Origin of the sequence: Pseudomonas sp. DL, assembly GCF_047199225.1 — a bacterium.
Taxonomy (GTDB): domain Bacteria; phylum Pseudomonadota; class Gammaproteobacteria; order Pseudomonadales; family Pseudomonadaceae; genus Pseudomonas; species Pseudomonas aeruginosa.
The window spans coordinates 5,521,529-5,544,635 of sequence record NZ_CP178323.1 but is presented as its reverse complement, the minus strand read 5'-3'; the positions used below and the strand labels follow the sequence as shown (position 1 = coordinate 5,544,635).

Here is a 23,107-nt window from a genome sequence, read left to right as displayed (position 1 = left end):
AGGCTATCAGATATGTGACCGCCCGCTGTCCGGACCTCTGGCCGGCGGCCGCGTCGCGTCCGGCTGGGTCTTCGGCAGGAACACCTGCACTTCCAGCCCTTTGCCCTCCAGTCCCTTGCCCAGGCCGATACTGCCGAAGTGCAGTTCGACGATGCGCTTGACGATCGGCAGGCCCAGGCCGCTGCCCTCGCCGCTGCTGGTGGCGGGGCTGCGGTAGAAGCGGGTGAAGATCGCCTGCTGCTCTTCCAGGGCGACCCCGGGGCCGTTGTCGCGCACCCGCAGCACGGCGTGCTGGGCGCGATTCTCGACGCGGATCTCGACCTGGCCCCCGGCCGGTGTGTAGCGCAGGGCGTTGCCCACCAGGTTGCCGACCATCGCCTTCAGCCACAGGTCGATGCCCATCACGTGCACGGTCTCCTGGTGCAACGACAGCTCGATGTCCTTGTCGATGGCCTGGCGCGCCAGTTCGGAGAGTACGTCTTCGGCCAGGGTGGCGAGGTTGACCGGGTGGAATTGCTCCAGCAGGGCGTCGCCGTCGAGGCGGGCGAGGAGCAGGATCTGCTCCATCAAGGTGCTGATCCGCTCGACGCTGCGACTGACTTGCAGCAGGCCGCGGGCGTGGGCCTTGGGGTCTTCCGAACGCAGCGCGACCTGGGCATGGGTGCGCAGGCTGGCCAGTGGCGTGCGGATTTCATGGGCGGCGTCGCTGGTCAGTCGGCGTTCGGCCTCGAGGGCGGTGCGCAGACGCTCCAGCAGGAGGTTGAGTTCGTCGATGAGGCCGCGGATCTCCAGCGGCACCGCTTCCACCGCGATCGGCTGCAGGTGTCGCGCGGAGCGCTGCTGGACCTCGGCCTGCACTTCGCGTAGCGGCGCCAGGCCGCGGGCAACGCCGAACCAGACCAGGCCGCCGAGCAACGGCAGCGCCAGCAGCAGTGGGAACAGCGAGTAGAACAGCAGCAGGTTCATGGTGTGCTGGCGGTAGATCAGGTTTTCGCTGATCCAGATCTGGAAGCCGTCGATGTTCAGCTGGAGCACCCGCCAGTGGGTGCCCTGGGCTTCCACGGTGCTGAAGCCGGGGCCCTGGGCCGTGATCTCCGGCGGCAGGTTGAGGCTCGACAGCAGCGGCTGGCCGTCGCGCCACAGGGCGTAGCCGAGGGCGCTTTCGCGGCGCAGCAGGGGCAGACCCTGGATCGCTTCGCGGCTGCGTTCGATGATCTCGGTGATGGAGCCGTCCTCGCCGGCCTGGTCTTCGGTGGCAAGGTCGAGCAGGCGCAGGGCGGCTTCGCCGAAGTCCACCATATCGTCGTCGAACAGGCGGTTCACCTGCTTCAGCGAGAGGTGGTAGGTCAGCGCCGCCACGCTCAGCCAGCACAGCACGAAGCCGACCAGCAGGTTGACCAGCAGGCGCCGGCGGACGGAGGGGACGGCGGCACGGGACATCGGGGGACTCCGGTAGGCGGTTTTCAGGGCGCCGGCTGGTCGATGCCGTAGCCGATGCCGCGGACGGTGCGGATCAACTGGTTGCCGAGCTTGCGCCGCAGGTGGTGGACGTGGACTTCGATGGCGTTGCTCTCGACGTCGCCGCTCCAGCCGTAGAGGCTCTGCTCCAGTTGGTTGCGCGAGAGCACCTTGCCGCTGTTCTCCAGCAGCAGGCGCAGCAGTGCGTATTCGCGCGGCGCCAGTTCCACCGCCTGCCCGGACAGGGTCACCTGGTGGGTCGCCGGGTCCAGGCGCAGCTCGCCGTGCACCAGTTGCGGCAGGGCGCGACCGGTGGTGCGGCGGGTCAGGGCGCGCACCCGTGCCTGCAGTTCGTCGAGATCGAAGGGCTTGGTCAGGTAGTCGTCGGCACCGCTGTCGAGCCCGGCGACCCGGTCGGCCACCTTGTCCCGCGCGGTGAGCAGCAGCACCGGGGTGAGCCGGCCCTGGTGGCGCAGGTTACGCAGGATGTCCAGGCCGCTGCGGCGCGGCAGTCCGATGTCGAGCACCAGCAGGTCGAACTCGTCGGTGACCAGCGCGTTCTCCGCGGCCACGCCGTCGGTCACCCATTCCACGGTATCGCCTTCCAGGCGCAGCCCGGCGCGGATGCCGTCGCCGAGCAGCAGGTCGTCCTCGGCCAGCAGTATTCTCATGGCAGCCTCGTTTCAGTGATTCCACAATTCCCACAGGCTCAGGCCGGCCTCCAGCAGGAGGATGGCGACGATCAGCCATTCGACCCGCAGTTCGCCCCGGAAGTAGCGGTATTCGCCGAGGCGGTCGGCGGCCAGTTCGTAGAGGTCCTGCAGCACTTCGATGCGGTCGTCCAGGGTCGCCAGGCGATCGTGCACTTCGGCCTGCATGGCCAGTTCGTTGTAGAGCCGGCGCACAGCGCCGTTCAGTTGCAGCGGCGGCTTCTCCAGGTGCGACTCCAGGCGGGCATAGGCCATGCGCCAGAGTGTAGTGCGTCGCACCTGCCGGTTCACATGTTCCTGGCGCCGCAGGGCGGCACGGCGCGGTAGCTGGGTCAGTTCGACATCGGCCTGGGCCGGTTCCCAGGCCGCCGCGGTCTCGCCTTCCAGGCGGCGCAGGTGACCTTCGTGCCAGGCGAAGACGGCCAGGCCTTCGAGCAGCTCCCGGCAGCGCTCGGGGTTGCCGATGACCAGCGCGCGGCCGGGGCGCCACAGCACCCGCTCGCCGAACGAGGGCGCTTCCAGGGTCGGCTGGCGCTCGTCCTCGCCGGCGGCCATCCAGGCTTCCAGGCGCTGGCGCCAGGCGTGCCCGGTCTGTAGCCCGGCGTTGGCGAAGATCACCAGCAGCTCGTCGTCGACGGCGGTCTCCGGCAGTTCCGCGTCTTCGCTCAGCTCGATGCGTTGCGCCAGGACGGCCAGCGCCGGCTGCGGATCGCGCAGGGTGGCCAGCAGCGGCAGGCCGCCGCCGTCCGCGGCGGAGCGGAAGCGTACCCGGTGCAGCAGGCAGGGCGCGCCGTTGACGGCCAGCGGTACGCTGGCCAGGGGAGCGGCGGACATCTTCAGGTCCTCGCCAGGGCCGGCAATTGTGCCGGGCCGAACTCGATCTCCTCGATATCCGGCGGTGCGACGAAGGGTACGCCGTCTTCCAGTACCGGTCCCGGTTGGGCGAGCAGGAAGCGGGTTTCCCGGTCCATCACGAAGCAGGCCTTGAGGTAGTCGCCGTCGAGGTGGTCGAGCCACAGCGGGCCGAGCTTGCGTTCGATGCGTCGGTCGATGTCCTCGGCCTGCCAGTGGTTCGTGTCGAGCCAGTCGGAAGCCAGCAGGAAGCCCCAGGAGGAGAGGAACGAGGGCACCGTGGCGCGGTAGCTGTGGACCTGGGAGAAGACACTGCGCAGGGTGCGGGCGAGGGCCGCGTGGGGCTTGTCGTCGCTGTGGGAGAACTCCAGCCCCTGCACCGCGACCACCCCGCCCGGTCGCAGGCGCGAATGCAGCAGCTCGTAGAACTGGCGGGTATAGAGAGCCTGGGCCGGGCCGTTGTCGAGCATGTCGACGACGTCGATGATGACCACGTCATAGAGCGACGGGTCGCGCTCGAGATAGGCCCGGCCGTCCTCGGCGAGCAGTTCGCAGCGTGGGTCGTCGAAGGCGCCCTGGTGCCACTGGAACAGGTGTTCGCGACACAGTTCCACCAGCTCCCGGTCGAGATCGACCATCACCGCCCGCCGCACGCTGGCATGGGACAGCACCTCGCGCAGGGTGGCGCCTTCGCCGCCGCCGATGATCAGTACGTCGCGCGGCTCGTCGTGGGCGAGCATGGCCGGCTGCACCAGCAGCTCGTGGTACAGCGACTCATCGCTCTCGGCGCTCTGGATCGCGCCGTCGAGCATCAGCACGCGGTCGTAGTTGTAGGTGTCGGCGATCAGCACGTTCTGCCAGCGCGTGCGGCCCTGGTAGAGCACCCGGCGCAGGCGGTAGACGTACTGGTCGAAGGGGTCGCTGTCCTCGATCGCGGTGATCGCGCCGTCGCCTTCCAGCAGCGGGTCCGGCGGATAGAAATAGAAGTGGTTCGGCGGCAGCGGCGGCAGCCCGGCGGCGACCTCCGCCGGCACCAGGCCGGTGAGGTCGACGGCGTAACGGGCCTGGCTCAGGTCGGGAGCCAGCGGGGCGCGTTCGATCGGCGTATCCATCAGGCCACCCCCGTGCCCTGGCCCAGCGCCCAGCGCAGGGTCGGGCTGTCTTCGTCGACCGGGCCATTGCCGGCCAGGCTGCGGCTGAGCAGCCCCAGGCGATGGCCGCCGAGGCCGCGGTCCATGCTCGAGATCAGGTGCCGACGGCTGCCCAGGCGTTCGCTGAGCACGCGCACGGCCTGGGCGCCATCGAGCACGTCGCCGCAGGTGAACACGTCGACCGCGGCATAGCCGTACTCCGGCCAGGTATGGATCGCCAGGTGCGATTCGGCGATCACCACCACGCCGGAGATGCCGATCGGGCTGAACTTGTGGAACGCCGAGGTGATGATGGTGGCGTTGGCCTGGCGGGCGGCCTCGAGCATGCTTTCCTCGATCCACTGGATATCGTCGAAGCGCTGGTCGACGCAGTCGAACAGCTCGATGACCAGTTGCTTGCCGAGCACGGTGATCGGATCGAGTCGCAACGGTTGAATTGCCATGAAGGCCTCCTGCTTCCGTTTCGGCGAGGGATGTCCTCGCGGTGGAAGGCACGATAGGCGCGGCTGACTTAAGAGGTGCTTAACGACGGATTTTTTGCCCGACCCGGCGCGGGCCGACGACGCCGGAGCAGCCATTTCGCCTGACGTAGGGCGAATAGCGCCAGCGGCGCTATCCGCCGCTTCTGCGGAGCATGGCCCGGCGGATAACCGCGAGCGGTTATTCGCCCTACCGGTGGGAGTCGTGAGGTAGGGCGAATAGCGCCAGCGGCGCTATCCGCCGCTTCTGCGGAGCATGGCCCGGCGGACAACCGCGAGTGGTTATTCGCCCTACCGAGGCGCGCCCTTCGCCTGCGTCACCCGGTCCACCAGGTAGACCACCCCGCGGTAGTCGATCCCGCCGTGCTCGCTGAGGCCGATCTCGCAGGTACGGCTGGTGGATACGCCTTCCTCGCAGAACTGCACGGCATCCTTCAGGCTGCGCAGGGAGTGAGCGTTCAGTTCCGGCGTGGTGAAGCCCTTGTCGCCGGCGAAGCCGCAGCAGTGGATGCCTTCCGGGATCACCACCTTGCGGGTGCAGCGGCCGACCAGGTCGATCAGCGCCTGGCTCTCGCCGAGGTGCTGGGTGCTGCAGGTGACGTGCACCGCTACCGGTTTGTCCTGCGGGATGAACTCCAGGCGATCGAGCAGGTGACTGCGGATGAATTTCACCGGGTCGTGGATCTGCAGCCGCGGATCGTCCAGACCCTGGACCAGGCGCAGGGTGCAGGGACTGGTGTCGCAGTAGATCGGGTCGAGGCCGCCGCGGCTGGCCTGGAGCAGGGCGGCGAGCAGCTCGTCGCGCTTGTCGTCGGCCTGCTTCGCATACCCCTTGGACGCGAACGGCTGGCCGCAGCAGAGGTTGTCCAGGTTATCCGGGAACACCACCTGGTAGCCGGCCTTTTCCAGTAGACGGCGGGTCTTGTCCAGCAGCGGCTCGCGCTCTTCGTCGCCGAAGGCCGGGCCCATGGCACGCGAGACGCAGGCGGCGAGATAGACCACCCTCGGCCGCTCGTCGTCGAGCGGGGCGGTCGGCGGCGCCAGGCGTACCGGCTGCGGCAGCGCCGGCGTCCATTGCGGCACGCGGCCGCCGCTGGCCTGGCTGAGGCCGCGGCTGGCCCTGGCCAGCAGGGGCGCGCCAAGCAGGCGCCGGGCGCCGTCGGCAGCGAGCAGGGCGAAGCGCGCAGCACGCATGGCTCCGGCAAAGTTGCGCGCCAGCCAGGTGGCGCCTTCGGCGTGGCGGGCGTCGGCGCCGCGCAGCTTGCGGATCAGCTCGCCGGTGTTGATGTTCACAGGACAGCGCTGGGCGCATAGGCCGGTGGCGGCGCAGGTGTCGATGCCCTGGTAGCGGTAGTCGCGCTCCAGCGCCGTGGTGTCGACGCCGGCGCGCTTCTTCGCCTGGATGTCGCGCCACAGGACGATGCGCTGGCGTGGCGTTAGGGTCAGTCCGCGCGACGGGCAGACCGGTTCGCAGAAACCGCACTCGATGCACTTGTCGACGATCTCGTCGGCAGCCGGCAGCGGCTTGAGGTTCTTCAGGTGGCTCTGCGGGTCGTCGCTGAGGACCACACCCGGGTTGAGGATGCCGCGCGGGTCGAGCAGGCGCTTGAGCTGCCACATCAAGCGATAGGCGTCCTCGCCCCACTCCAGCTCGACGAACGGCGCCATGTTGCGCCCGGTGCCATGCTCGGCCTTCAGCGAGCCGCCGTACTCCACCGCCACCAGGTGCGCCACGTCGTCCATGAACGCCGAGTAGCGGGCGATCTGCTCGGGCGAGTCGAAGCCCTGGGTGAAGACGAAGTGCAGGTTGCCCTCCAGCGCGTGGCCGAAGAGGATCGCCTCATCGTAGCGGTGCTTGTCGAACAGCTCGATCAGGCGGTTGACTCCCTCGGCCAGTCGTTCGACGGGGAAGGTGACGTCCTCGATAATCACCGTGGTGCCGGTCTCGCGCACCGCGCCGACAGCCGGGAAGGTGTCCTTGCGGATGCGCCAGAGCTGGTTGTAGACCGCCGGGTCTTCGCTGAAGTCGACCTGCTTCTCCAGCGGATATTCGGCGATGGAGGCCATGATCCGCCCGAGCTGTTCGTGCAGCAGCGTGCGGCTCGCCGCGCGGGACTCGATGAGCAGGGCGCAGGCACCGGCGGAAAGACTCTTCACCCATTCCGGCATGCCCTGCATGTTCTCAACCGAGCGCAGGCTGCGCCGATCGAGCAGTTCCACCGCCGAGACCGGCTGGCGCTTGAGCACCGCGACCGCCGTGCAGCAGGTTTCCACCGTGGGGAAAACCAGCAGCGCCGAGGCCTTGTGCGGGTGTTCCGGGACGGTGTCGTAGGTCACCGCGCTGATGAAGCCGAGGGTGCCCTCGGAGCCGACCATCAGGTGGGTGAGGATGTCCAGCGGCTCGTCGTAGTCGACCAGCGCGTTCAGCGACAGGCCGGTGGTGTTCTTCAGCCGGTACTTGTGGCGGATCTTCGCGGCCAGTTCGGCGTTGGCGCGGGTCTCGCGGCCGAGTTCGGCGAGCCGTTCCAGCAGCTCGCCGTGGCTGGCGCGGAAGGCCGCGACGCTGGCCGGGTCCTCGCTGTCCAGACGGGTGCCGTCGGCCAGCAGCAGGCGCAGGCCGGCGAGGGTGTGGTAGCTGTTCTGCGCGGTGCCGCAGCACATGCCGCTGGCGTTGTTGGCGACGATGCCGCCGATCTTGCAGGCGTTGATCGAGGCCGGGTCGGGACCGATCTTGCGGCCGAACGGCGCCAGCCAGGCGTTCGCCTGGGCGCCGATGACACCCGGCTGCAGGCGGATCTGCGCGCCGTCGGCGCGGATTTCCCGGCCGTTCCAGTTGTCGCCGAGGACGAGCAGCACCGAGTCGCTGATGGCCTGGCCGGAGAGGCTGGTGCCGGCGGCGCGGAAGGTCACCGGGACCTGCTCGCGGTAGGCGGCGGATAGGATCGCGGCGACCTCGTCCTCGCTTTCGACGCGCAGCACCAGCTTGGGAATCAACCGGTAGAAACTGGCGTCGGTGCCGAAGGCCAGGGTCGACAGCGGGTCGTCGAAGCGGCGTTCGCGCGGTATCAGCCGCTCGACGGTCTCGAGAAAGGGAATCGGCAGGCTCATCGGCTTTCCTCGGCCCTGGGACGACGGTCACGCCCCGGGCGTTTTCAGGCTTTTCTGGTGGGCGTCTCAGGCGCCCAGTTCGCGGACCAGCGAGTCAGCGCTGATCTCGCCGATCGACTTGGCCCCGGTGAGGACCATGGCCACGCGCATTTCCTTTTCGATCAGTTCGAGCAGGTTGCTCACCCCGGCCTCGCCGGCGGCGGCCAGGGCGTAGACGAAGGCGCGGCCGAGCAGCACGCTGTCGGCGCCGAGGGCGATCATCCGCACCACGTCGAGACCGGTGCGGATGCCGGAGTCGGCAAGGATCGCCAGTTCGCCCTTCACCGCATCGGCGATCGCCGGCAGCGCGCGGGCGCTGGACAGCACGCCGTCGAGCTGGCGCCCGCCGTGGTTGGAGACGACGATGCCGTCGGCGCCGAACTTCACCGCATCCCTGGCATCCTCCGGGTCGAGGATGCCCTTGATCACCATCGGGCCGTCCCAGAACTCGCGGATCCACTCCAGGTCCTTCCAGGAAATCGACGGGTCGAAGTTGGCGCCCAGCCAGCCGATGTAGTCCTCCAGTCCGGTCGGGTTGCCGCGGTAGGCGGAAATGTTGCCGAGGTCGTGGGGCTTGCCCAGCAGGCCGACGTCCCAGGCCCAGGCCGGGTGGGTCATGGCTTGCAGGATGCGGCGCGGCGCGGCGTAGGGGCCGCTCATGCCGGAATGGGCGTCGCGGTAGCGGGCGCCGGGGACCGGCATGTCGACGGTGAACACCAGGGTGGTGACGCCGGCGGCCTTGGCCCGCTCCAGGGCGTTGCGCATGAAGCCGCGGTCCTTCAGCACGTAGAGCTGGAACCACATCGGCCGGTCGATGGCCGGGGCGACCTCCTCGATCGGGCACACCGATACCGTCGACAGGGTGAAGGGCACGCCCTTCGCCGCCGCCGCGCGCGCCGCCTGGACCTCGCCGCGGCGGGCGTACATGCCGGTGAGACCGACCGGGGCGAGCGCCACCGGCATCGCCAGGGTCTCGTCGAACAGGCGGGTTTCCAGGCTCAGCTCGGACATGTTCTTCAGCACCCGCTGACGCAGGGCGATGGCCGACAGGTCCTCGACGTTGCGGCGCAGGGTGTACTCGGCGTAGGCGCCGCCGTCGATGTAGTGGAAGAGGAACGGCGGCAGCTTGCGTTGGGCGGCGGCGCGGTAGTCGGTGGAAGCGGAAATGATCATTGGGCTCTTCCGTTGTGTCGAAAGGTTTTGCATCGAGCGCAGTGGAGCGGGATACGGCGGAAATGGCCAAGGGAGCCGGGCCTACGATCGTAGGCGAGCCTCCCCGGGCCATTTCCTGCGCAGTATCGCCGACGCGCGGCCGATCAGGGCGCGGTCAGTGCACCAGCATGCCGGTGAATAGGTATGCCTGGGCCAGGGTGATCAGTCCGACCAGCGCGGCGAAGATCAGGCTGTGCTTCAGGGTGAAGCGGAACAGGTCGGATTCCTTGCCGACCATCCCGGTCGCGGCGCAGGCCACGGCGATGGATTGCGGGGAGATCATCTTGCCGGTCACGCCGCCGCTGGTATTGGCGGCCACCAGCAGGGTGTCGCTGACCCCGATCTGGTGCGCGGTGGTCGACTGCAGGGAACTGAACAGGGCGTTGGAGGACGTATCCGAACCGGTCAGGAATACCCCCAGCCAGCCGAGGAACGGCGAGAAGAACGGGAACGCCGCGCCGGTACCGGCCAGGACCAGGGCCAGGGTGGTGGACATGCCCGAGTAGTTGGTGACGAAGGCGAAGGCCAGGACCATGCCGATGGACAGGATCGGCCACTTCAGCTCCACCAGGACTTCCTTGAAAGTGGTAATACCAATTTTCGTTCCAATGCGCAGGATGAGCATCGATACCAACGCCGAGAGGAAGATCGCCGTGCCGGTGGCGGAGATCGGGTCGAACTTGAATACCGCGGCGATCGGCGTGGCGCTGGTGGCGATCGGTGCGCCCTTGACCACCAGTTGGTCGAGGTGCGGGATGGCGAAGTTGAACACCAGCCAGTAGAGCTCGCCGCCCGGGGCGAACAGGGCCTTGAAAGGTTTCAGGGTCCAGATGGTCACCAGTACGGTGAGCACCAGGAACGGCGACCAGGCCTTGAGGATCTCGCCGAAGCTGTAGGCGGACGGTTCGACGCTGCGTTGCCCGCCGAAGCCGCCACCGGCCACGGCCGCGCCGCCGCCTGCGGCGAGCGCTTCGCTGGCGCCCTGCGGCTGCCAGACCTTGAGGAACAGGGTCAGGGAGACCAGGCTGACCAGTGCCGAGGTGATGTCCGGCAACTCCGGGCCGATGAAGTTGGACGTCAGGTACTGGGTGATGGCGAAGCTGCCGCCGGCGACGATGGCGGCCGGCCAGGTTTCGCGGATGCCGCGCCAGCCGTCCATCATGAACACCAGCCAGAACGGTACCAGGATCGACAGGAACGGCAGTTGGCGGCCGGTCATGGCGCCGATCTTGAAGGCGTCGATGCCGGTCACCTGGCCGGCGACGATGATCGGGATGCCCAGTGCGCCGAAGGCCACCGGCGCAGTGTTGGCGATCAGGCACAGGCCGGCGGCGTAGAGCGGATTGAAGCCGAGGCCGACGAGCAGGGCGGCGGTGATCGCCACCGGCGCGCCGAAACCGGCGGCGCCTTCGAGGAAGGCCCCGAAGGAGAAGCCGATCAGCAGTACCTGCAGGCGCTGGTCGCCGGTAATCGACAGCACCGAGCTGCGGATCACCTCGAACTGGCCGCTCTTCACCGTCAGTTTGTAGAGGAAGACCGCGGCGACGATGATCCAGGCGATCGGCCAGAGACCGTAGAGGAAGCCGTAGCCGGCGGCGGCGAAGGCCATGTCGGCGGGCATGTGGAAGGCGAAGATGGCCACCGCGATGGCCAGCGCCAGGGTGATGCTGCCGGCGATGTGGCCCTTGAGGCGGAATACCGCCAGGGCGAGGAAGAAGAACACGATCGGGATGACGGCCGCGGCGGCCGACAGGCCGAGACTGCCCAGGGGGGTATAGAGTTGTTGCCAGGCTTGCATGGGGGTTGGCTCCCTAATTGTTGTTGGGTTTGCCTGTGACCAGATCGGATACGCGCCAAGACCTGTGTGTGCAAGGGCGCTGGGCAGCCGAACCTGGCAAAGCTCGCATAATTGGTAAGACCAATTTACAAAAGCGAGCGCTCAGGTTAAGAGTCGAGCGTTCGGCGTGTCAATTTGCCCGTCTACGACTTTTGTCTAAGGATGCTCGTGCGGGGCTCGTGGCGCCTCGCTTGTGGTGCGGGGAGCGGCTCGGTACGCTTCCTCTCTTTTTCGCGCTGGGCGCATGGCAGAGGCTTTGCGACGAAACTTCGGGTAAGGGTGTCGGGATATGGAATTTGGTCAGGTCAGGCAGCGCCGTCTGTCGGATGACATCGTTGCGCAACTGGAGGCGATGATCCTGGAGGGCACGCTGAAGTCCGGCGAGCGGCTGCCCGCCGAGCGCGTGCTTGCCGAGCAGTTCGGGGTTTCCCGGCCGTCGCTGCGCGAGGCGATCCAGAAACTGGTGGCGAAGGGGCTGCTGGTCAGCCGCCAGGGTGGCGGCAACTATGTGACCGAATCGCTGGGTGCGACTTTCAGCGATCCGCTGCTGCACCTGCTGGAAGGTAACCCGGAGGCCCAGCGCGACCTGCTGGAGTTTCGCCACACGCTGGAAGGGTCTTGTGCCTACTACGCGGCGCTGCGTGCGACCTCCCTCGATCACCAGCGCCTGACCGAGGCCTTCGAGGCGCTCCAGGCCTGCTATGCGCGCAACGACCAGGTCAGCGCGGAAGAGGGCGCCGCCGACGCGCGCTTCCACCTGGCGATCGCCGAGGCCAGCCACAACACCGTGCTGCTGCACACCATCAAGGGCCTGTTCGACTTGTTGCGGCGCAACGTGGTGACCAATATCGGCGGGATGTACGCGCAGCGCACGGAAACCCGCGCGCAACTGATGGAGCAGCACCAGCGCCTATACGACGCGATCATCAGCGGTCAGGCGGAGCTGGCCCGGGAGGTGTCCAACCAGCACATCCACTATGTGCAGGAGGTCCTGGCGGAGGTCCAGGAAGAGGCGCGCAGGATGAAGCGCTCGCAGCGCCGGCGCAGCGTGCAGGAAGACTAGCGAGGCGCGGGCCGGGACGCGCTCAGTCGTCCTTGCCGTGGCGCATGGCGCGCTGGATCTCCCGATCGGAGTCGCGCTCCTTCTCGGTGTGGCGCTTGTCGAAGTCCTTCTTGCCCTTGGCCAGGGCGATCTCGCACTTGACCAGGTGCTTCTTCCAGTACATCGACAGGGCGACGCAGGCGTAGCCCTTCTGTTGCACGGCGCCGAACAGCTTGCCCAGTTCGCGCTTGTGCAGCAGCAGCTTGCGCGTGCGCACCGGGTCGGCGATCACGTGCGTGCTGGCGGTGGTCAGGGGCGTGATGTGGCTGCCGAGCAGCCAGGCCTCGCCATCCTTGAGCAGCACGTAGCTGTCGACCAGCTGGGCCTTGCCGGCGCGCAGGCTTTTCACTTCCCAGCCCGCCAGGGCGACGCCCGCCTCGAAGCGTTGTTCGATGAAATAGTCGTGCAGAGCCTTCTTGTTCTGCGCGATGGTCCCCGAAGGGTGTTTCTTCTGCTTAGCCATAGGCGGCGCATTATAGGGAGTCGCCGGCTTCACCGCTATGGGGCGGCGTCGCGCTTGAGGGATAGAGGTGAATTTCGGACAATGCCCACTCTTTTCCTGGCCGCTGGCCAAGGTTTTGTAAGAAAAGTCTTCAAGTGGCGTCAGGCTGCGCTGAGCGTTTTTTCTGCCGAACCCTGGCCCCGGTCGACGGGCGCAGCGCGCCGCCGTGGCGGATGCCGCCGTCCCGCCGGCTATGCTTGGGGAGTCGCCCGCTCGACAGCAGAAGTGAGAGTTCTATGAGCACCCATATCCAGCGTTCGGCGCTGTTGCCTTATCCCGCCCGCGCGCTGTTCGATCTGGTGAACGACGTGAAGCGCTATCCGGAGTTCCTGCCCTGGTGTTCGGCCAGCCAGGTCCTGGAGGAGAGCGAAAGCCTGATGCGCGCCGAGCTGACCGTGGCCAAGGGTAGCCTCAGCCAGCGCTTCACCACCCGCAACGTGTTGGTGCCGGGAGCTTCCATCGAGATGAACCTGGAAAACGGACCGTTCACCGAACTGCATGGCGTCTGGCAGTTCAAGGCGCTGGGCGAGAAGGCCTGCAAGATCACCCTCGACCTGACCTTCGATTACGCCGGGCCGCTGGTCAAGGCGACCCTCGGGCCGCTGTTCACCCAGGCCGCCAACACCATGGTCGACGCGTTCTGCCAGCGCGCCAAGCAACTCTATGGCTGAGATCGCCGTCGAGGTGGTCTACGCGCTGCCGGAGCGACAGGCGTTACTGCGCCTGAGCGTGCCGGCAGGTACCAGCGCACGCGAGGCCGTGCTGCTCTCCGGCATCGGCGAGGCCTTTCCAGGGCTGGATGTGCAAGGTTGCCCGCTGGGTATCTTCGGCAAGCTCCTGGCACGCCCGGAGGAGCGAGTGCTGGAGGCCGGCGAACGGGTGGAGATCTACCGCCCGCTGATCGCCGATCCCAAGGAGGTGCGCAAGCAGCGTGCCGCACGGGCCCGGAGCGAACGCGAAGGCGGTTAGCCGAGGGGTTTCCTGCGGAAATGAAAAAGCCCGGCGAATGCCGGGCTTTTTCGTGGAACGCCAGCCGTCATTGCGGGCTGGGGTCCAGAGGTTCGGGAGTCGGAACCGGTACCGGCTGGGCTTCGTCCACTTCGCGCTGGAGCTGTTCCAGGGTGGAGCCCGGTTTCGGCGGCTCTTCTTTCTGCTCTTCCGGTTTCTGCTGGTCGGCCGGCTGGGTGACGGTGGTGCTGCCTTCCTTGCCGAGGATCGCTTCGTCGCGGCTGACGCCGGGCATGAAGTCGCCGTTCAGGCCGGCCAGCTGGTCGCTGTCGTTGAAGAACAGGCTGACGCGCTCCTGCTGGCGACGACCGCCGCCCGGCTGGATGCTGTAGAGGTAGTCCCAACGATTGGCGTGGAAGGTATCGACGATGAGCGGGTTGCCCATGATAAACCGCACTTGGCGTCGGGTCATTCCGGGGCGCAACTGGTCTATCATGTCCTGCGTTACGACGTTGCCTTGCTGGATGTCGATTTTATAGACGCCAGGAAACGAGCAACCGGCGAGTGCGGCAAGCCCCGCGAAAGCGAGACAGGTCAGCATGAGCTTGGCGTTTTGCATCGGTGAGCGACTTCCACTATCTTGGCTGGGCAAATAAAAGCCCGATCATACCCGTATTCCGGGATACTGCGAAACATCCCGCGCTGAGAAAGCAGACATGGTTGAAAATAGCGAACTTCGAAAAGCCGGCCTTAAAGTGACCCTGCCGCGGGTCAAGATCCTGCAGATGCTCGACTCGGCCGAGCAACGCCACATGAGCGCCGAAGACGTGTACAAGGCGCTGATGGAAGCAGGCGAGGACGTGGGCCTGGCAACCGTCTATCGGGTGCTGACCCAGTTCGAGGCCGCCGGCCTGGTGGTGCGTCACAACTTCGATGGCGGCCATGCCGTGTTCGAGCTCGCCGATAGCGGCCACCACGACCACATGGTCTGCGTCGATACCGGCGAGGTGATCGAGTTCATGGATGCGGAAATCGAGAAGCGCCAGAAGGAAATCGTCCGCGAGCGCGGCTTCGAGCTGGTCGATCACAATCTGGTGCTCTACGTGCGCAAGAAGAAGTAGTCGCGCAACGGTTCCATGCGAAAACGGCGACCCTGGGGTCGCCGTTTTCATTTTCCATTGAAGGAACGTTCAGTTCTGGGCGGCCAGGTTGACCAGTTTCTTCGCGTGGGCCAGGGATTCCTTGGTCAGGTCGACGCCGCCGAGCATGCGGGCGATCTCCTCGATCCGCTGGGCCTTGTTCAGGGTGGCGACCGCCGTACGGGTTTCGCTGCTGCCGCGTTCCTTGTGCACGAACAGGTGCTGGTGGCCCTGGGCGGCGACCTGCGGCAAGTGGGTCACGGTGAGGACCTGGCCGCGTTCGCCGAGGCGGCGCAGCAACTGTCCGACCACTTCGGCGGTGGGGCCGCCGATGCCGACGTCGACTTCGTCGAAGACCAGGGTGGGGATGCGCGAGGTCTGTGCCGTGATCACCTGGATCGCCAGGCTGATCCGCGACAGTTCGCCGCCCGAGGCGACCTTGGCCAGCCCTTTCAGCGGCTGCCCGGGGTTGGCGCTGACCAGGAACTCCACGCTTTCCAGTCCGTTGGCCTGCGGCTCGGCGCTGTCGCCGGGATGCAGGACGATGGCGAAGCGCCCCCCGGGCATGCCCAGGCGCTGCATTTCCTGCTCCACGCTGGCGGCAAGAGGTGCGGCCGCGGCCTGGCGCAGGCGGCTCAGTTCTTCGGCTTTTTCCTGGTAATGCCGGGCGTAGGCGGCCAGCTCGTCGCCCAGGCGTCCGACCGCTTCGTCGTCGGCGTTCAGCGCCTCGAGCTCGTCGAACAGGCGCTGCTGCAGGTCGGCCAGTTCGGCGGGCTGGACCCGGTGCTTGCGCGCCAGGGAGTAAATGACGTCCAGGCGCTCCTCGACCTGCTGCTGGCGATTGGGATCGGCATCGAAGTGGTCGACGAAGCGGTTCAGTTCGCCGATCGCCTCCTCGACCTGGATCTGCGCGCTGGACAACAGATTGACCGCTTCGCCGAGAGCGGCGGGCTGGCCGCTGAACGAGGTCAGGCGGTTGAGGCTGGCATTGAGCGCGGAAAGGACGTTGCCGGCATCGCTCTCGCTGCACATTTCCACGACTTGGCGGCAGGCGGCGAGCAGGCTTTCGGCGTTGCTCAGGGTCTTCTGCTCCTGCTCCAGGCTTTCCAGTTCGTTTTCGCCGAGGGACAGGTTTTCCAGTTCTTCCAGCTGGTAGCTGAGCAACTGGTGGCGGGCGCGCTGTTCGTCGCCGCTACGCGACAGGCGTTCGAGTTCCTGGCTGGTCTGCTTCCAGCGTTGCGCGGCGAGCTGCACCTGGCGCGCCAGCTCCTGGCAGCCGGCATACTCGTCGAGCAGGCGCCGGTGGGTCTCGCTCTTCAGCAGCGACTGGTGCTCGTGCTGGCTATGGATGTCGATCAGCAGTTCGCCCAGGCTCTTCAGGTCGCCCAGCGGGCAAGGCGTGCCGTTGATGTAGGCACGCGAGCGACCTTCGGCAGTGATCACCCGGCGCAGGATGCACGGACCGTCCTGTTCCAGGTCGCGCTCGGCGAGCCAGTCGCGGGCCTCGGCGATGGCACTGACGTCGAAGCTGGCGAGAATGTCGGCCTTGTCCGCTCCGGGACGTACCGCGCCGCTGTCGGCGCGGTCGCCGAGGGTAAGGCCGAGGGCGTCGAGCATGATCGACTTGCCCGCGCCGGTTTCGCCGGTGATCACGCTCATGCCGGTAGCGAGTTCGAGATCCAGGTGCTCGACGATGGCGTAGTTGTGAACGGACAGGTGAACCAGCATGGCGGGCGGCTCCGTGGGTTTTGTCTGGTTATTTATACAGTATTTTTTCCGGCTGGCAATTGCCGCTCGCCCCTTGAACCGTGGAAAGCCGTCCCCATATAGCCGGCAACGTTGCGAACTTATGCGTTCGCCTTGTATTTGCCAGCTTATTTTTGAAGGAGAGTGGCATGGCTGACGAACAGCAGACCCTGGATCAACAGACCCCCGAGCAGCCCACCGGCGCCGCCGAGGACCTGACCGCCCGCGTGCAGGAACTGGAGGAGCAGCTGGCTGCCGCCCAGGACCAGGCGCTGCGCATGGTCGCGGATCTGCAGAACGTACGCCGGCGTGCGGAGCAGGATGTCGAGAAGGCGCACAAGTTCGCGCTGGAGAAATTCGCCGGCGACCTGCTGGCGGTGGTCGACACCCTCGAGCGCGGCCTGGAGATGTCCGATCCCAACGACGAGGCGATCAAGCCGATGCGCGAAGGGATGGAACTGACCCTGAAGATGTTCGACGACACCCTGCGCCGCTACCAGGTGGAGGCGCTGAACCCGGAAGGCGAGCCTTTCAACCCCGAGCAGCACCAGGCGATGGCCATGCAGGAAAGCGCTTCGGCCGAGCCGGGCAGTGTCCTCAAGGTGTTCCAGAAAGGCTACCTGCTCAACGGCCGCCTGCTGCGTCCGGCGATGGTGGTAGTCAGCAAGGCGCCGGCGGAAACCCCGCCGTCCATCGACGAGCAGGCTTGAAATTCGACGCGACGACCCCATCTGGGTAGTCAACCGAGCACGAGACCCACGGGCGGGTCGCACGGAATCAAAGTTTCTGGAGAGTGAATATGGGCAAAATCATTGGCATCGACCTGGGTACCACCAACTCCTGCGTGGCTATCCTGGAGAACGGTAACGTCAAGGTCATCGAGAACGCCGAGGGCGCGCGTACCACCCCCTCGATCATCGCCTACACCAACGATGGCGAAACCCTGGTGGGCCAGCCGGCCAAGCGCCAGGCGGTCACCAACCCGCAGAACACCCTGTATGCGGTGAAGCGCCTGATCGGTCGTCGCTTCGAAGAGAACGTGGTTCAGAAAGACATCCAGATGGTGCCGTACAGCATCGTCAAGGCCGACAACGGCGACGCCTGGGTGGAAGTGAAGGGCCAGAAGATGGCGCCTCCGCAGATTTCCGCCGAAGTGCTGAAGAAAATGAAGAAGACCGCCGAAGACTACCTCGGCGAGCCGGTCACCGAAGCGGTGATCACCGTTCCGGCCTACTTCAACGACAGCCAGCGCCAGGCCACCAAGGACGCCGGCCGCATCGCCGGCCTCGACGTCAAGCGGATCATCAACGAGCCGACCGCGGCGGCGCTGGCCTATGGCCTGGACAAGGCCAAGGGCGACCACACCGTGATCGTCTATGACCTGGGCGGCGGTACCTTCGACGTGTCGGTGATCGAGATCGCCGAAGTCGACGGCGAGCACCAGTTCGAAGTGCTGGCCACCAACGGCGACACCTTCCTCGGCGGCGAAGACTTCGACATCCGCCTGATCGACTACCTCGTCGACGAGTTCAAGAAGGAAAGCGGCATCAACCTGAAGGGCGACCCGCTGGCCATGCAGCGTCTGAAGGAAGCGGCCGAGAAAGCCAAGATCGAGCTGTCCTCGACCCAGCAGACCGACGTCAACCTGCCGTACGTGACTGCCGACGCGAGCGGTCCGAAGCACCTGAACGTCAAGGTTTCCCGCGCCAAGCTGGAGTCCCTGGTCGAAGACCTGGTGCAGCGCACCATCGAGCCGTGCCGCACCGCGCTGAAGGATGCCGGCCTGGATGTTTCCGATATCCATGAAGTGATCCTGGTCGGCGGCCAGACCCGCATGCCGCTGGTACAGAAGACCGTTGCCGAGTTCTTCGGCAAGGAAGCGCGCAAGGACGTCAACCCGGACGAAGCCGTGGCTGTCGGTGCCGCCATCCAGGGTGCGGTCCTGGCCGGCGACGTGAAGGACGTGCTGCTGCTCGACGTGACCCCGCTGACCCTCGGCATCGAGACCCTGGGCGGCGTGATGACCGGTCTGATCGAGAAGAACACCACCATCCCGACCAAGAAGTCGCAGGTGTTCTCCACCGCCGACGACAACCAGGGCGCGGTGACCATCCACGTGCTGCAGGGCGAGCGCAAGCAGGCCGCGCAGAACAAGTCGCTGGGCAAGTTCGACCTGGCCGACATTCCGCCGGCTCCGCGCGGCGTGCCGCAGATCGAGGTGACCTTCGATATCGATGCCAACGGCATCCTGCACGTCTCGGCGAAGGACAAGGCCACCGGCAAGCAGCAGTCCATCGTGATCAAGGCATCCTCCGGCCTGTCCGAGGATGAGATCCAGCAGATGGTCCGCGATGCCGAGGCGAACGCCGAGGAGGACCGCAAGTTCGAGGAACTGGCTGCCGCTCGCAACCAGGGCGACGCGCTGGTTCACGCGACCCGCAAGATGATCACCGAGGCGGGCGACAAGGCCACCGCCGAGGACAAGGCGACCATCGAGAAGGCGCTGGGCGAGCTGGAAGCGGCGGTGAAGGGCGACGACAAGGCCGAGATCGAGGCCAAGATGAACGCTCTGTCCCAGGCTTCCACCCCGCTGGCGCAGAAGATGTACGCCGAACAGGCCCAGCAGGGCGAAGACGCTCCCCAGGGCGAGCAGGCGAAAGCCGCTGACGACGTGGTGGACGCCGAGTTCGAAGAGGTCAAGGACAACAAGTAAGCCCCGGCTTGCTTCTGCCCCGCGTGCCGGCCAGGCCGGTACGCATGATCCGCCACGCGGGAGCCTGCTCCCGCGTTGGCGTGTCTGGAGGGTCCTTAATTGAGACGGAAAGGTTATGGCGAAACGAGACTTTTACGAGGTTCTGGGGGTTGAGCGTGGCGCCAGCGAGGCGGACCTGAAGAAGGCCTACCGCCGCCTGGCGATGAAATACCACCCGGACCGCAATCCTGGCGACAAGGAAGCCGAGGACAAGTTCAAGGAGGCCAACGAGGCCTATGAGGTCCTCTCCGATGCCAGCAAGCGGGCGGCCTACGACCAGTACGGCCATGCCGGCGTCGATCCGAATATGGGTGGGGGCGCTGGCGCCGGTTTCGGCGGGGCGAGCTTCTCCGACATCTTCGGCGATGTGTTCAGCGATTTCTTCGGTGGCGGCGGTGCCCGCGGTGGCTCGCGCGGCGGCGCGCAGCGCGGCGCGGACCTGCGCTACACCCTGGACCTCGACCTGGAGGAGGCGGTACGTGGCACCACCGTCACCATCCGCGTGCCGACCCTGGTCGGTTGCAAGACCTGCAACGGCAGCGGCGCCAAGCCCGGCACCACACCGGTCACCTGCACCACTTGCGGCGGTATCGGCCAGGTGCGCATGCAGCAGGGCTTCTTCTCGGTCCAGCAGACCTGCCCGCGCTGCCACGGCACCGGCAAGATGATTTCCGATCCCTGTGGCTCCTGCCATGGCCAGGGGCGCGTGGAAGAGCAGAAGACCCTGTCGGTGAAGGTGCCGGCCGGCGTCGACACCGGCGACCGCATCCGCCTCACCGGCGAAGGCGAGGCCGGCAGCATGGGTGGTCCGGCGGGCGACCTGTACGTGGTGGTCAATGTGCGCGAGCACCCGATCTTCCAGCGCGACGGCAAGCATCTGTACTGCGAAGTGCCGATCAGTTTCGCCGACGCTGCGCTGGGCGGCGAGCTGGAAGTGCCGACCCTGGATGGCCGGGTCAAGCTGAAGATTCCGGAAAGCACCCAGACCGGCAAGCTGTTCCGCCTGCGCGGCAAGGGCGTGGCCCCGGTGCGCGGCGGCGGCGCCGGCGACCTGATGTGCAAGGTGGTGGTGGAAACCCCGGTGAACCTGGACAAGCGCCAGCGCGAGCTGCTCGAGGAGTTCCGCAAGTCGTTGCAGAGCGACACCTCGCATTCGCCCAAGGCCAGTGGCTGGTTCGAAGGCATGAAGCGTTTCTTCGACGACCTATAAACAAAGCCATGGGCGCGGCCTGACAGCCGCGTCCGGGTTCCGCGTGGAGTGGTTTTATGCGACGTATAGCCGTAGTGGGCGCCGCCGGGCGCATGGGCAAGAACCTGATCGAGGCCGTTCAGCAGACCGGCGGTGCCGCCGGGCTGACGGCGGCGGTGGATCGTCCGGATAGCACCCTGGTGGGGGCGGACGCCGGCGAGCTGGCCGGTCTCGGCCGGATCGGCGTGCCGCTGTCCGGGGACCTGGGCAAGGTCTGCGAGGAGTTCGACGTCCTGATCGACTTCACCCATCCCTCCGTAACCCTGAAGAACATCGAGCAGTGCCGCAAGGCGCGCCGCGCGATGGTCATCGGCACCACCGGCTTCAGCGCCGACGAGAAGCTGCTGCTGGCCGAAGCGGCGAAGGATATCCCGATCGTCTTCGCTGCCAACTTCAGCGTCGGCGTGAACCTTTGCCTGAAGCTTCTGGATACTGCGGCACGGGTGCTGGGCGACGAAGTGGATATCGAGATCATCGAGGCCCATCACCGGCACAAGGTCGATGCGCCGTCCGGCACCGCCTTGCGCATGGGCGAGGTGGTAGCCCAGGCGCTCGGCCGGGACCTCCAGGAAGTGGCGGTCTACGGACGCGAGGGGCAGACCGGCGCGCGGGCGCGGGAAACCATCGGCTTCGCCACCGTGCGCGCCGGCGACGTGGTGGGCGACCACACCGTGCTGTTCGCCGCCGAGGGCGAGCGCGTGGAGATCACCCACAAGGCTTCCAGCCGCATGACCTTCGCCCGTGGCGCGGTGCGTGCGGCGCTGTGGCTGGAGGGCAAGGAGAACGGCCTGTACGACATGCAGGATGTGCTCGGCCTACGCTGAGGCGCTGCCGCACGTCGTCTTATTGGTGGACCGGAATGTCGCGATTCTGTAAACTACAGCTTTAGTGTGTCCACTAAAAGCAGCGCAGCATGAATCGAAAAAAAGCGGGATGACTCTTCACGGTGTCATCCCGCTTTTTTACACCTGCGCGACCAGTCAGGCTTGATTTACGGGAGGTCTTCTTGACTAAGCCAGCCATACTTGCACTTGCCGACGGCAGCATTTTTCGCGGTGAAGCCATCGGTGCCGACGGCCAGACCGTTGGCGAGGTGGTGTTCAACACCGCCATGACCGGCTACCAGGAAATCCTTACCGATCCTTCCTACGCCCAGCAGATCGTCACCCTGACCTACCCGCACATCGGCAATACCGGTACCACCCCGGAAGACGCCGAGGCCAACCGCGTCTGGGCCGCCGGCCTGATCATCCGCGACCTGCCGCTGATCGCCAGCAACTGGCGCAGCAAGCAGTCGCTGCCTGACTACCTGAAAGCCAACGGCACCGTCGCCATCGCCGGCATCGATACCCGTCGCCTGACCCGCATCCTCCGCGAGAAGGGTTCGCAGAACGGCTGCATCCTGGCTGGTGCCGACGCTACCGAGGAACGCGCGCTGGAGCTGGCTCGCGCCTTCCCCGGCCTGAAGGGCATGGACCTGGCCAAGGAGGTCACCACCGCCGAGCGCTACGAGTGGCGCTCCAGCGTCTGGAACCTGGAAAGCGACAGTCATCCGGAGATCCCGGCCGGTGAACTGCCGTATCACGTGGTGGCCTACGACTACGGCGTGAAGCTGAACATCCTACGCATGCTGGTGGCGCGCGGCTGCCGCCTGACCGTGGTGCCGGCGCAGACACCGGCCAGCGAAGTGCTGGCGCTGAACCCTGACGGCATCTTCCTTTCCAACGGCCCCGGCGACCCCGAACCGTGCGACTACGCGATCCAGGCGATCCGCGAATTCCTCGATACCGAGATCCCGGTGTTCGGCATCTGCCTCGGCCATCAGTTGCTGGCCCTGGCCTCTGGCGCCAAGACCCTGAAGATGGGCCACGGGCACCACGGCGCCAACCACCCGGTGCAGGACCTGGACAGCGGCGTGGTGATGATCACCAGCCAGAACCACGGTTTCGCGGTCGACGAGAGCACCCTGCCGGACAACCTGCGAGCCACTCACAAGTCGCTGTTCGACGGTACCCTGCAGGGTATCGAGCGCACCGACAAGGTCGCTTTCAGCTTCCAGGGCCACCCCGAGGCGAGCCCCGGTCCGCATGACGTCGCCCCGCTGTTCGACCGCTTCATCTCGGCGATGGCCGAGCGTCGCTGAGGAGCAGAGCCATGCCGACCCTGGGGATAACCGATTTCTGGACCTACGTGCTGGGTGTGGTTTTCGTGATCCTGTTGCCCGGACCGAACTCGTTGTTCGTCCTCGCGACTTCGGCCCAGCGTGGCGTGGCGACCGGCTACCGGGCCGCCTGCGGCGTGTTCCTCGGAGACGCGGTGCTGATGCTGCTGTCGGCCCTCGGTGTGGCCTCCCTGCTGAAGGCCGAGCCGATGCTGTTCATCGGCCTGAAGTACCTCGGTGCGGCCTACCTGTTCTATCTCGGCGTCGGCATGCTGCGGGGCGCCTGGCGCAAGCTGCGCAATCCCGAGGCGACGGCGGCGCAGGCCGAAAAGGTGGATGTCCACCAGCCGTTCCGCAAGGCGCTGCTGCTCAGCCTGTCGAATCCCAAGGCGATCCTGTTCTTCATCTCCTTCTTCATCCAGTTCGTCGATCCCGGCTATGCCTATCCGGGGCTGTCGTTCCTGGTGCTGGCGGTGATCCTGGAACTGGTCAGCGCCCTTTACCTGAGCTTCCTGATTTTCACCGGTGTGCGGCTGGCGGCCTGGTTCCGCCGGCGGCAACGGTTGGCTGCCGGCGCCACTTCGGGCGTCGGCGCCCTGTTCGTCGGCTTTGGTGTGAAGCTGGCCACCGCAACCCTGTCCTGATTATTGCAACGAGAGTCC

The 23,107-nt window shown here is 66.5% G+C and carries 21 protein-coding genes; 10 read left to right on the top strand and 11 right to left on the bottom strand.

Annotated features, from left to right (window positions below; genetic code table 11):
• Nucleotides 1–6: 6 nt before the first annotated feature.
• From pmrB to ACI766_RS25885, 8 genes are all read right to left on the bottom strand, one after another.
• Nucleotides 7–1,440 carry a two-component system sensor histidine kinase PmrB gene (pmrB, locus tag ACI766_RS25920; protein WP_003102237.1) on the bottom strand — a complete coding sequence of 478 codons (1,434 nt, stop codon included), beginning with the start codon at nt 1,438–1,440 and terminating at the stop codon, nt 7–9.
• A 23-nt stretch (nt 1,441–1,463) separates the two neighbouring features.
• Entirely contained in the window at nt 1,464–2,129 is a 666-nt protein-coding gene (pmrA, locus tag ACI766_RS25915; RefSeq protein ID WP_003095244.1) for a two-component system response regulator PrmA, read from the bottom strand.
• 12 nt (nt 2,130–2,141) lie between these two features.
• Nucleotides 2,142–3,002: a hypothetical protein gene (locus tag ACI766_RS25910; protein WP_003102235.1), complete on the bottom strand. Its 861-nt coding sequence runs from the start codon at nt 3,000–3,002 to the stop codon at nt 2,142–2,144.
• A gap of 2 nt (nt 3,003–3,004) precedes the next feature.
• Nucleotides 3,005–4,132: a fused MFS/spermidine synthase gene (locus tag ACI766_RS25905; protein ID WP_003102234.1), complete on the bottom strand. Its 1,128-nt coding sequence runs from the start codon at nt 4,130–4,132 to the stop codon at nt 3,005–3,007.
• A complete protein-coding gene (gene speD, locus ACI766_RS25900) occupies nt 4,132–4,614 on the bottom strand; it encodes an adenosylmethionine decarboxylase (protein WP_003095236.1) in 483 nt (160 codons plus the stop codon). Before speD ends, ACI766_RS25905 begins: the two co-directional genes overlap by 1 nt.
• A gap of 327 nt (nt 4,615–4,941) precedes the next feature.
• Complete coding sequence (locus ACI766_RS25895; RefSeq protein WP_003123510.1) at nt 4,942–7,758, bottom strand: FAD-binding and (Fe-S)-binding domain-containing protein; 2,817 nt, start codon at nt 7,756–7,758, stop codon at nt 4,942–4,944.
• Between the two features lie 66 nt (nt 7,759–7,824).
• A complete protein-coding gene (gene lldD / locus ACI766_RS25890; RefSeq protein WP_017148603.1) occupies nt 7,825–8,970 on the bottom strand; it encodes an FMN-dependent L-lactate dehydrogenase LldD in 1,146 nt (381 codons plus the stop codon).
• 154 nt (nt 8,971–9,124) lie between these two features.
• The gene (locus ACI766_RS25885) at nt 9,125–10,807 is read right to left on the bottom strand and encodes a lactate permease LctP family transporter (protein ID WP_003163444.1); all 1,683 of its coding nucleotides are present in this window, start codon (nt 10,805–10,807) and stop codon (nt 9,125–9,127) included.
• A 328-nt stretch (nt 10,808–11,135) separates the two neighbouring features.
• On the opposite strand from ACI766_RS25885, the gene ACI766_RS25880 reads away from it, so the two are divergent.
• Complete coding sequence (locus ACI766_RS25880; RefSeq protein ID WP_003095221.1) at nt 11,136–11,909, top strand: FCD domain-containing protein; 774 nt, start codon at nt 11,136–11,138, stop codon at nt 11,907–11,909.
• 22 nt (nt 11,910–11,931) lie between these two features.
• On the opposite strand, the gene smpB is transcribed toward ACI766_RS25880, so the two are convergent.
• A complete protein-coding gene (gene smpB / locus ACI766_RS25875) occupies nt 11,932–12,411 on the bottom strand; it encodes an SsrA-binding protein SmpB (RefSeq protein WP_003100496.1) in 480 nt (159 codons plus the stop codon).
• A gap of 275 nt (nt 12,412–12,686) precedes the next feature.
• Here smpB and ACI766_RS25870 point away from each other — a divergent pair, with 275 nt between their 5' ends.
• Together ACI766_RS25870 and ACI766_RS25865 are read left to right on the top strand one after the other, a co-directional pair.
• On the top strand, nt 12,687–13,121 hold the full coding sequence (locus tag ACI766_RS25870) for a type II toxin-antitoxin system RatA family toxin (protein WP_003100497.1): 435 nt from the start codon (nt 12,687–12,689) through the stop codon (nt 13,119–13,121).
• Nucleotides 13,114–13,419 (top strand): RnfH family protein, encoded by a 306-nt coding sequence (locus ACI766_RS25865; protein ID WP_003125388.1) that lies wholly within the window; start codon nt 13,114–13,116, stop codon nt 13,417–13,419. Before ACI766_RS25870 ends, ACI766_RS25865 begins: the two co-directional genes overlap by 8 nt.
• A gap of 67 nt (nt 13,420–13,486) precedes the next feature.
• On the opposite strand, the gene ACI766_RS25860 is transcribed toward ACI766_RS25865, so the two are convergent.
• Nucleotides 13,487–14,017 carry an outer membrane protein assembly factor BamE gene (locus tag ACI766_RS25860; protein WP_003109323.1) on the bottom strand — a complete coding sequence of 177 codons (531 nt, stop codon included), beginning with the start codon at nt 14,015–14,017 and terminating at the stop codon, nt 13,487–13,489.
• 97 nt (nt 14,018–14,114) lie between these two features.
• On the opposite strand from ACI766_RS25860, the gene fur reads away from it, so the two are divergent.
• A complete protein-coding gene (gene fur, locus ACI766_RS25855) occupies nt 14,115–14,519 on the top strand; it encodes a ferric iron uptake transcriptional regulator (RefSeq protein WP_003095216.1) in 405 nt (134 codons plus the stop codon).
• A gap of 69 nt (nt 14,520–14,588) precedes the next feature.
• Here the strand turns inward: fur and recN are convergent, their stop codons facing one another.
• Complete coding sequence (gene recN / locus ACI766_RS25850) at nt 14,589–16,265, bottom strand: DNA repair protein RecN (RefSeq protein WP_003100507.1); 1,677 nt, start codon at nt 16,263–16,265, stop codon at nt 14,589–14,591.
• A gap of 167 nt (nt 16,266–16,432) precedes the next feature.
• On the opposite strand from recN, the gene grpE reads away from it, so the two are divergent.
• The 6 genes from grpE to leuE all read left to right on the top strand — a co-directional run bounded on the left by grpE (nt 16,433) and on the right by leuE (nt 23,089).
• Nucleotides 16,433–16,993: a nucleotide exchange factor GrpE gene (gene grpE, locus ACI766_RS25845; RefSeq protein WP_003095213.1), complete on the top strand. Its 561-nt coding sequence runs from the start codon at nt 16,433–16,435 to the stop codon at nt 16,991–16,993.
• A gap of 89 nt (nt 16,994–17,082) precedes the next feature.
• The gene (gene dnaK, locus ACI766_RS25840) at nt 17,083–18,996 is read left to right on the top strand and encodes a molecular chaperone DnaK (RefSeq protein ID WP_003095212.1); all 1,914 of its coding nucleotides are present in this window, start codon (nt 17,083–17,085) and stop codon (nt 18,994–18,996) included.
• A 115-nt stretch (nt 18,997–19,111) separates the two neighbouring features.
• The gene (gene dnaJ, locus ACI766_RS25835) at nt 19,112–20,245 is read left to right on the top strand and encodes a molecular chaperone DnaJ (RefSeq protein WP_003095211.1); all 1,134 of its coding nucleotides are present in this window, start codon (nt 19,112–19,114) and stop codon (nt 20,243–20,245) included.
• A 56-nt stretch (nt 20,246–20,301) separates the two neighbouring features.
• The gene (dapB, locus tag ACI766_RS25830) at nt 20,302–21,108 is read left to right on the top strand and encodes a 4-hydroxy-tetrahydrodipicolinate reductase (protein WP_003095210.1); all 807 of its coding nucleotides are present in this window, start codon (nt 20,302–20,304) and stop codon (nt 21,106–21,108) included.
• Between the two features lie 182 nt (nt 21,109–21,290).
• Complete coding sequence (gene carA, locus ACI766_RS25825; protein WP_003095209.1) at nt 21,291–22,427, top strand: glutamine-hydrolyzing carbamoyl-phosphate synthase small subunit; 1,137 nt, start codon at nt 21,291–21,293, stop codon at nt 22,425–22,427.
• 11 nt (nt 22,428–22,438) lie between these two features.
• Entirely contained in the window at nt 22,439–23,089 is a 651-nt protein-coding gene (gene leuE / locus ACI766_RS25820) for a leucine efflux protein LeuE (RefSeq protein ID WP_003121078.1), read from the top strand.
• Nucleotides 23,090–23,107 lie beyond the last annotated feature (18 nt).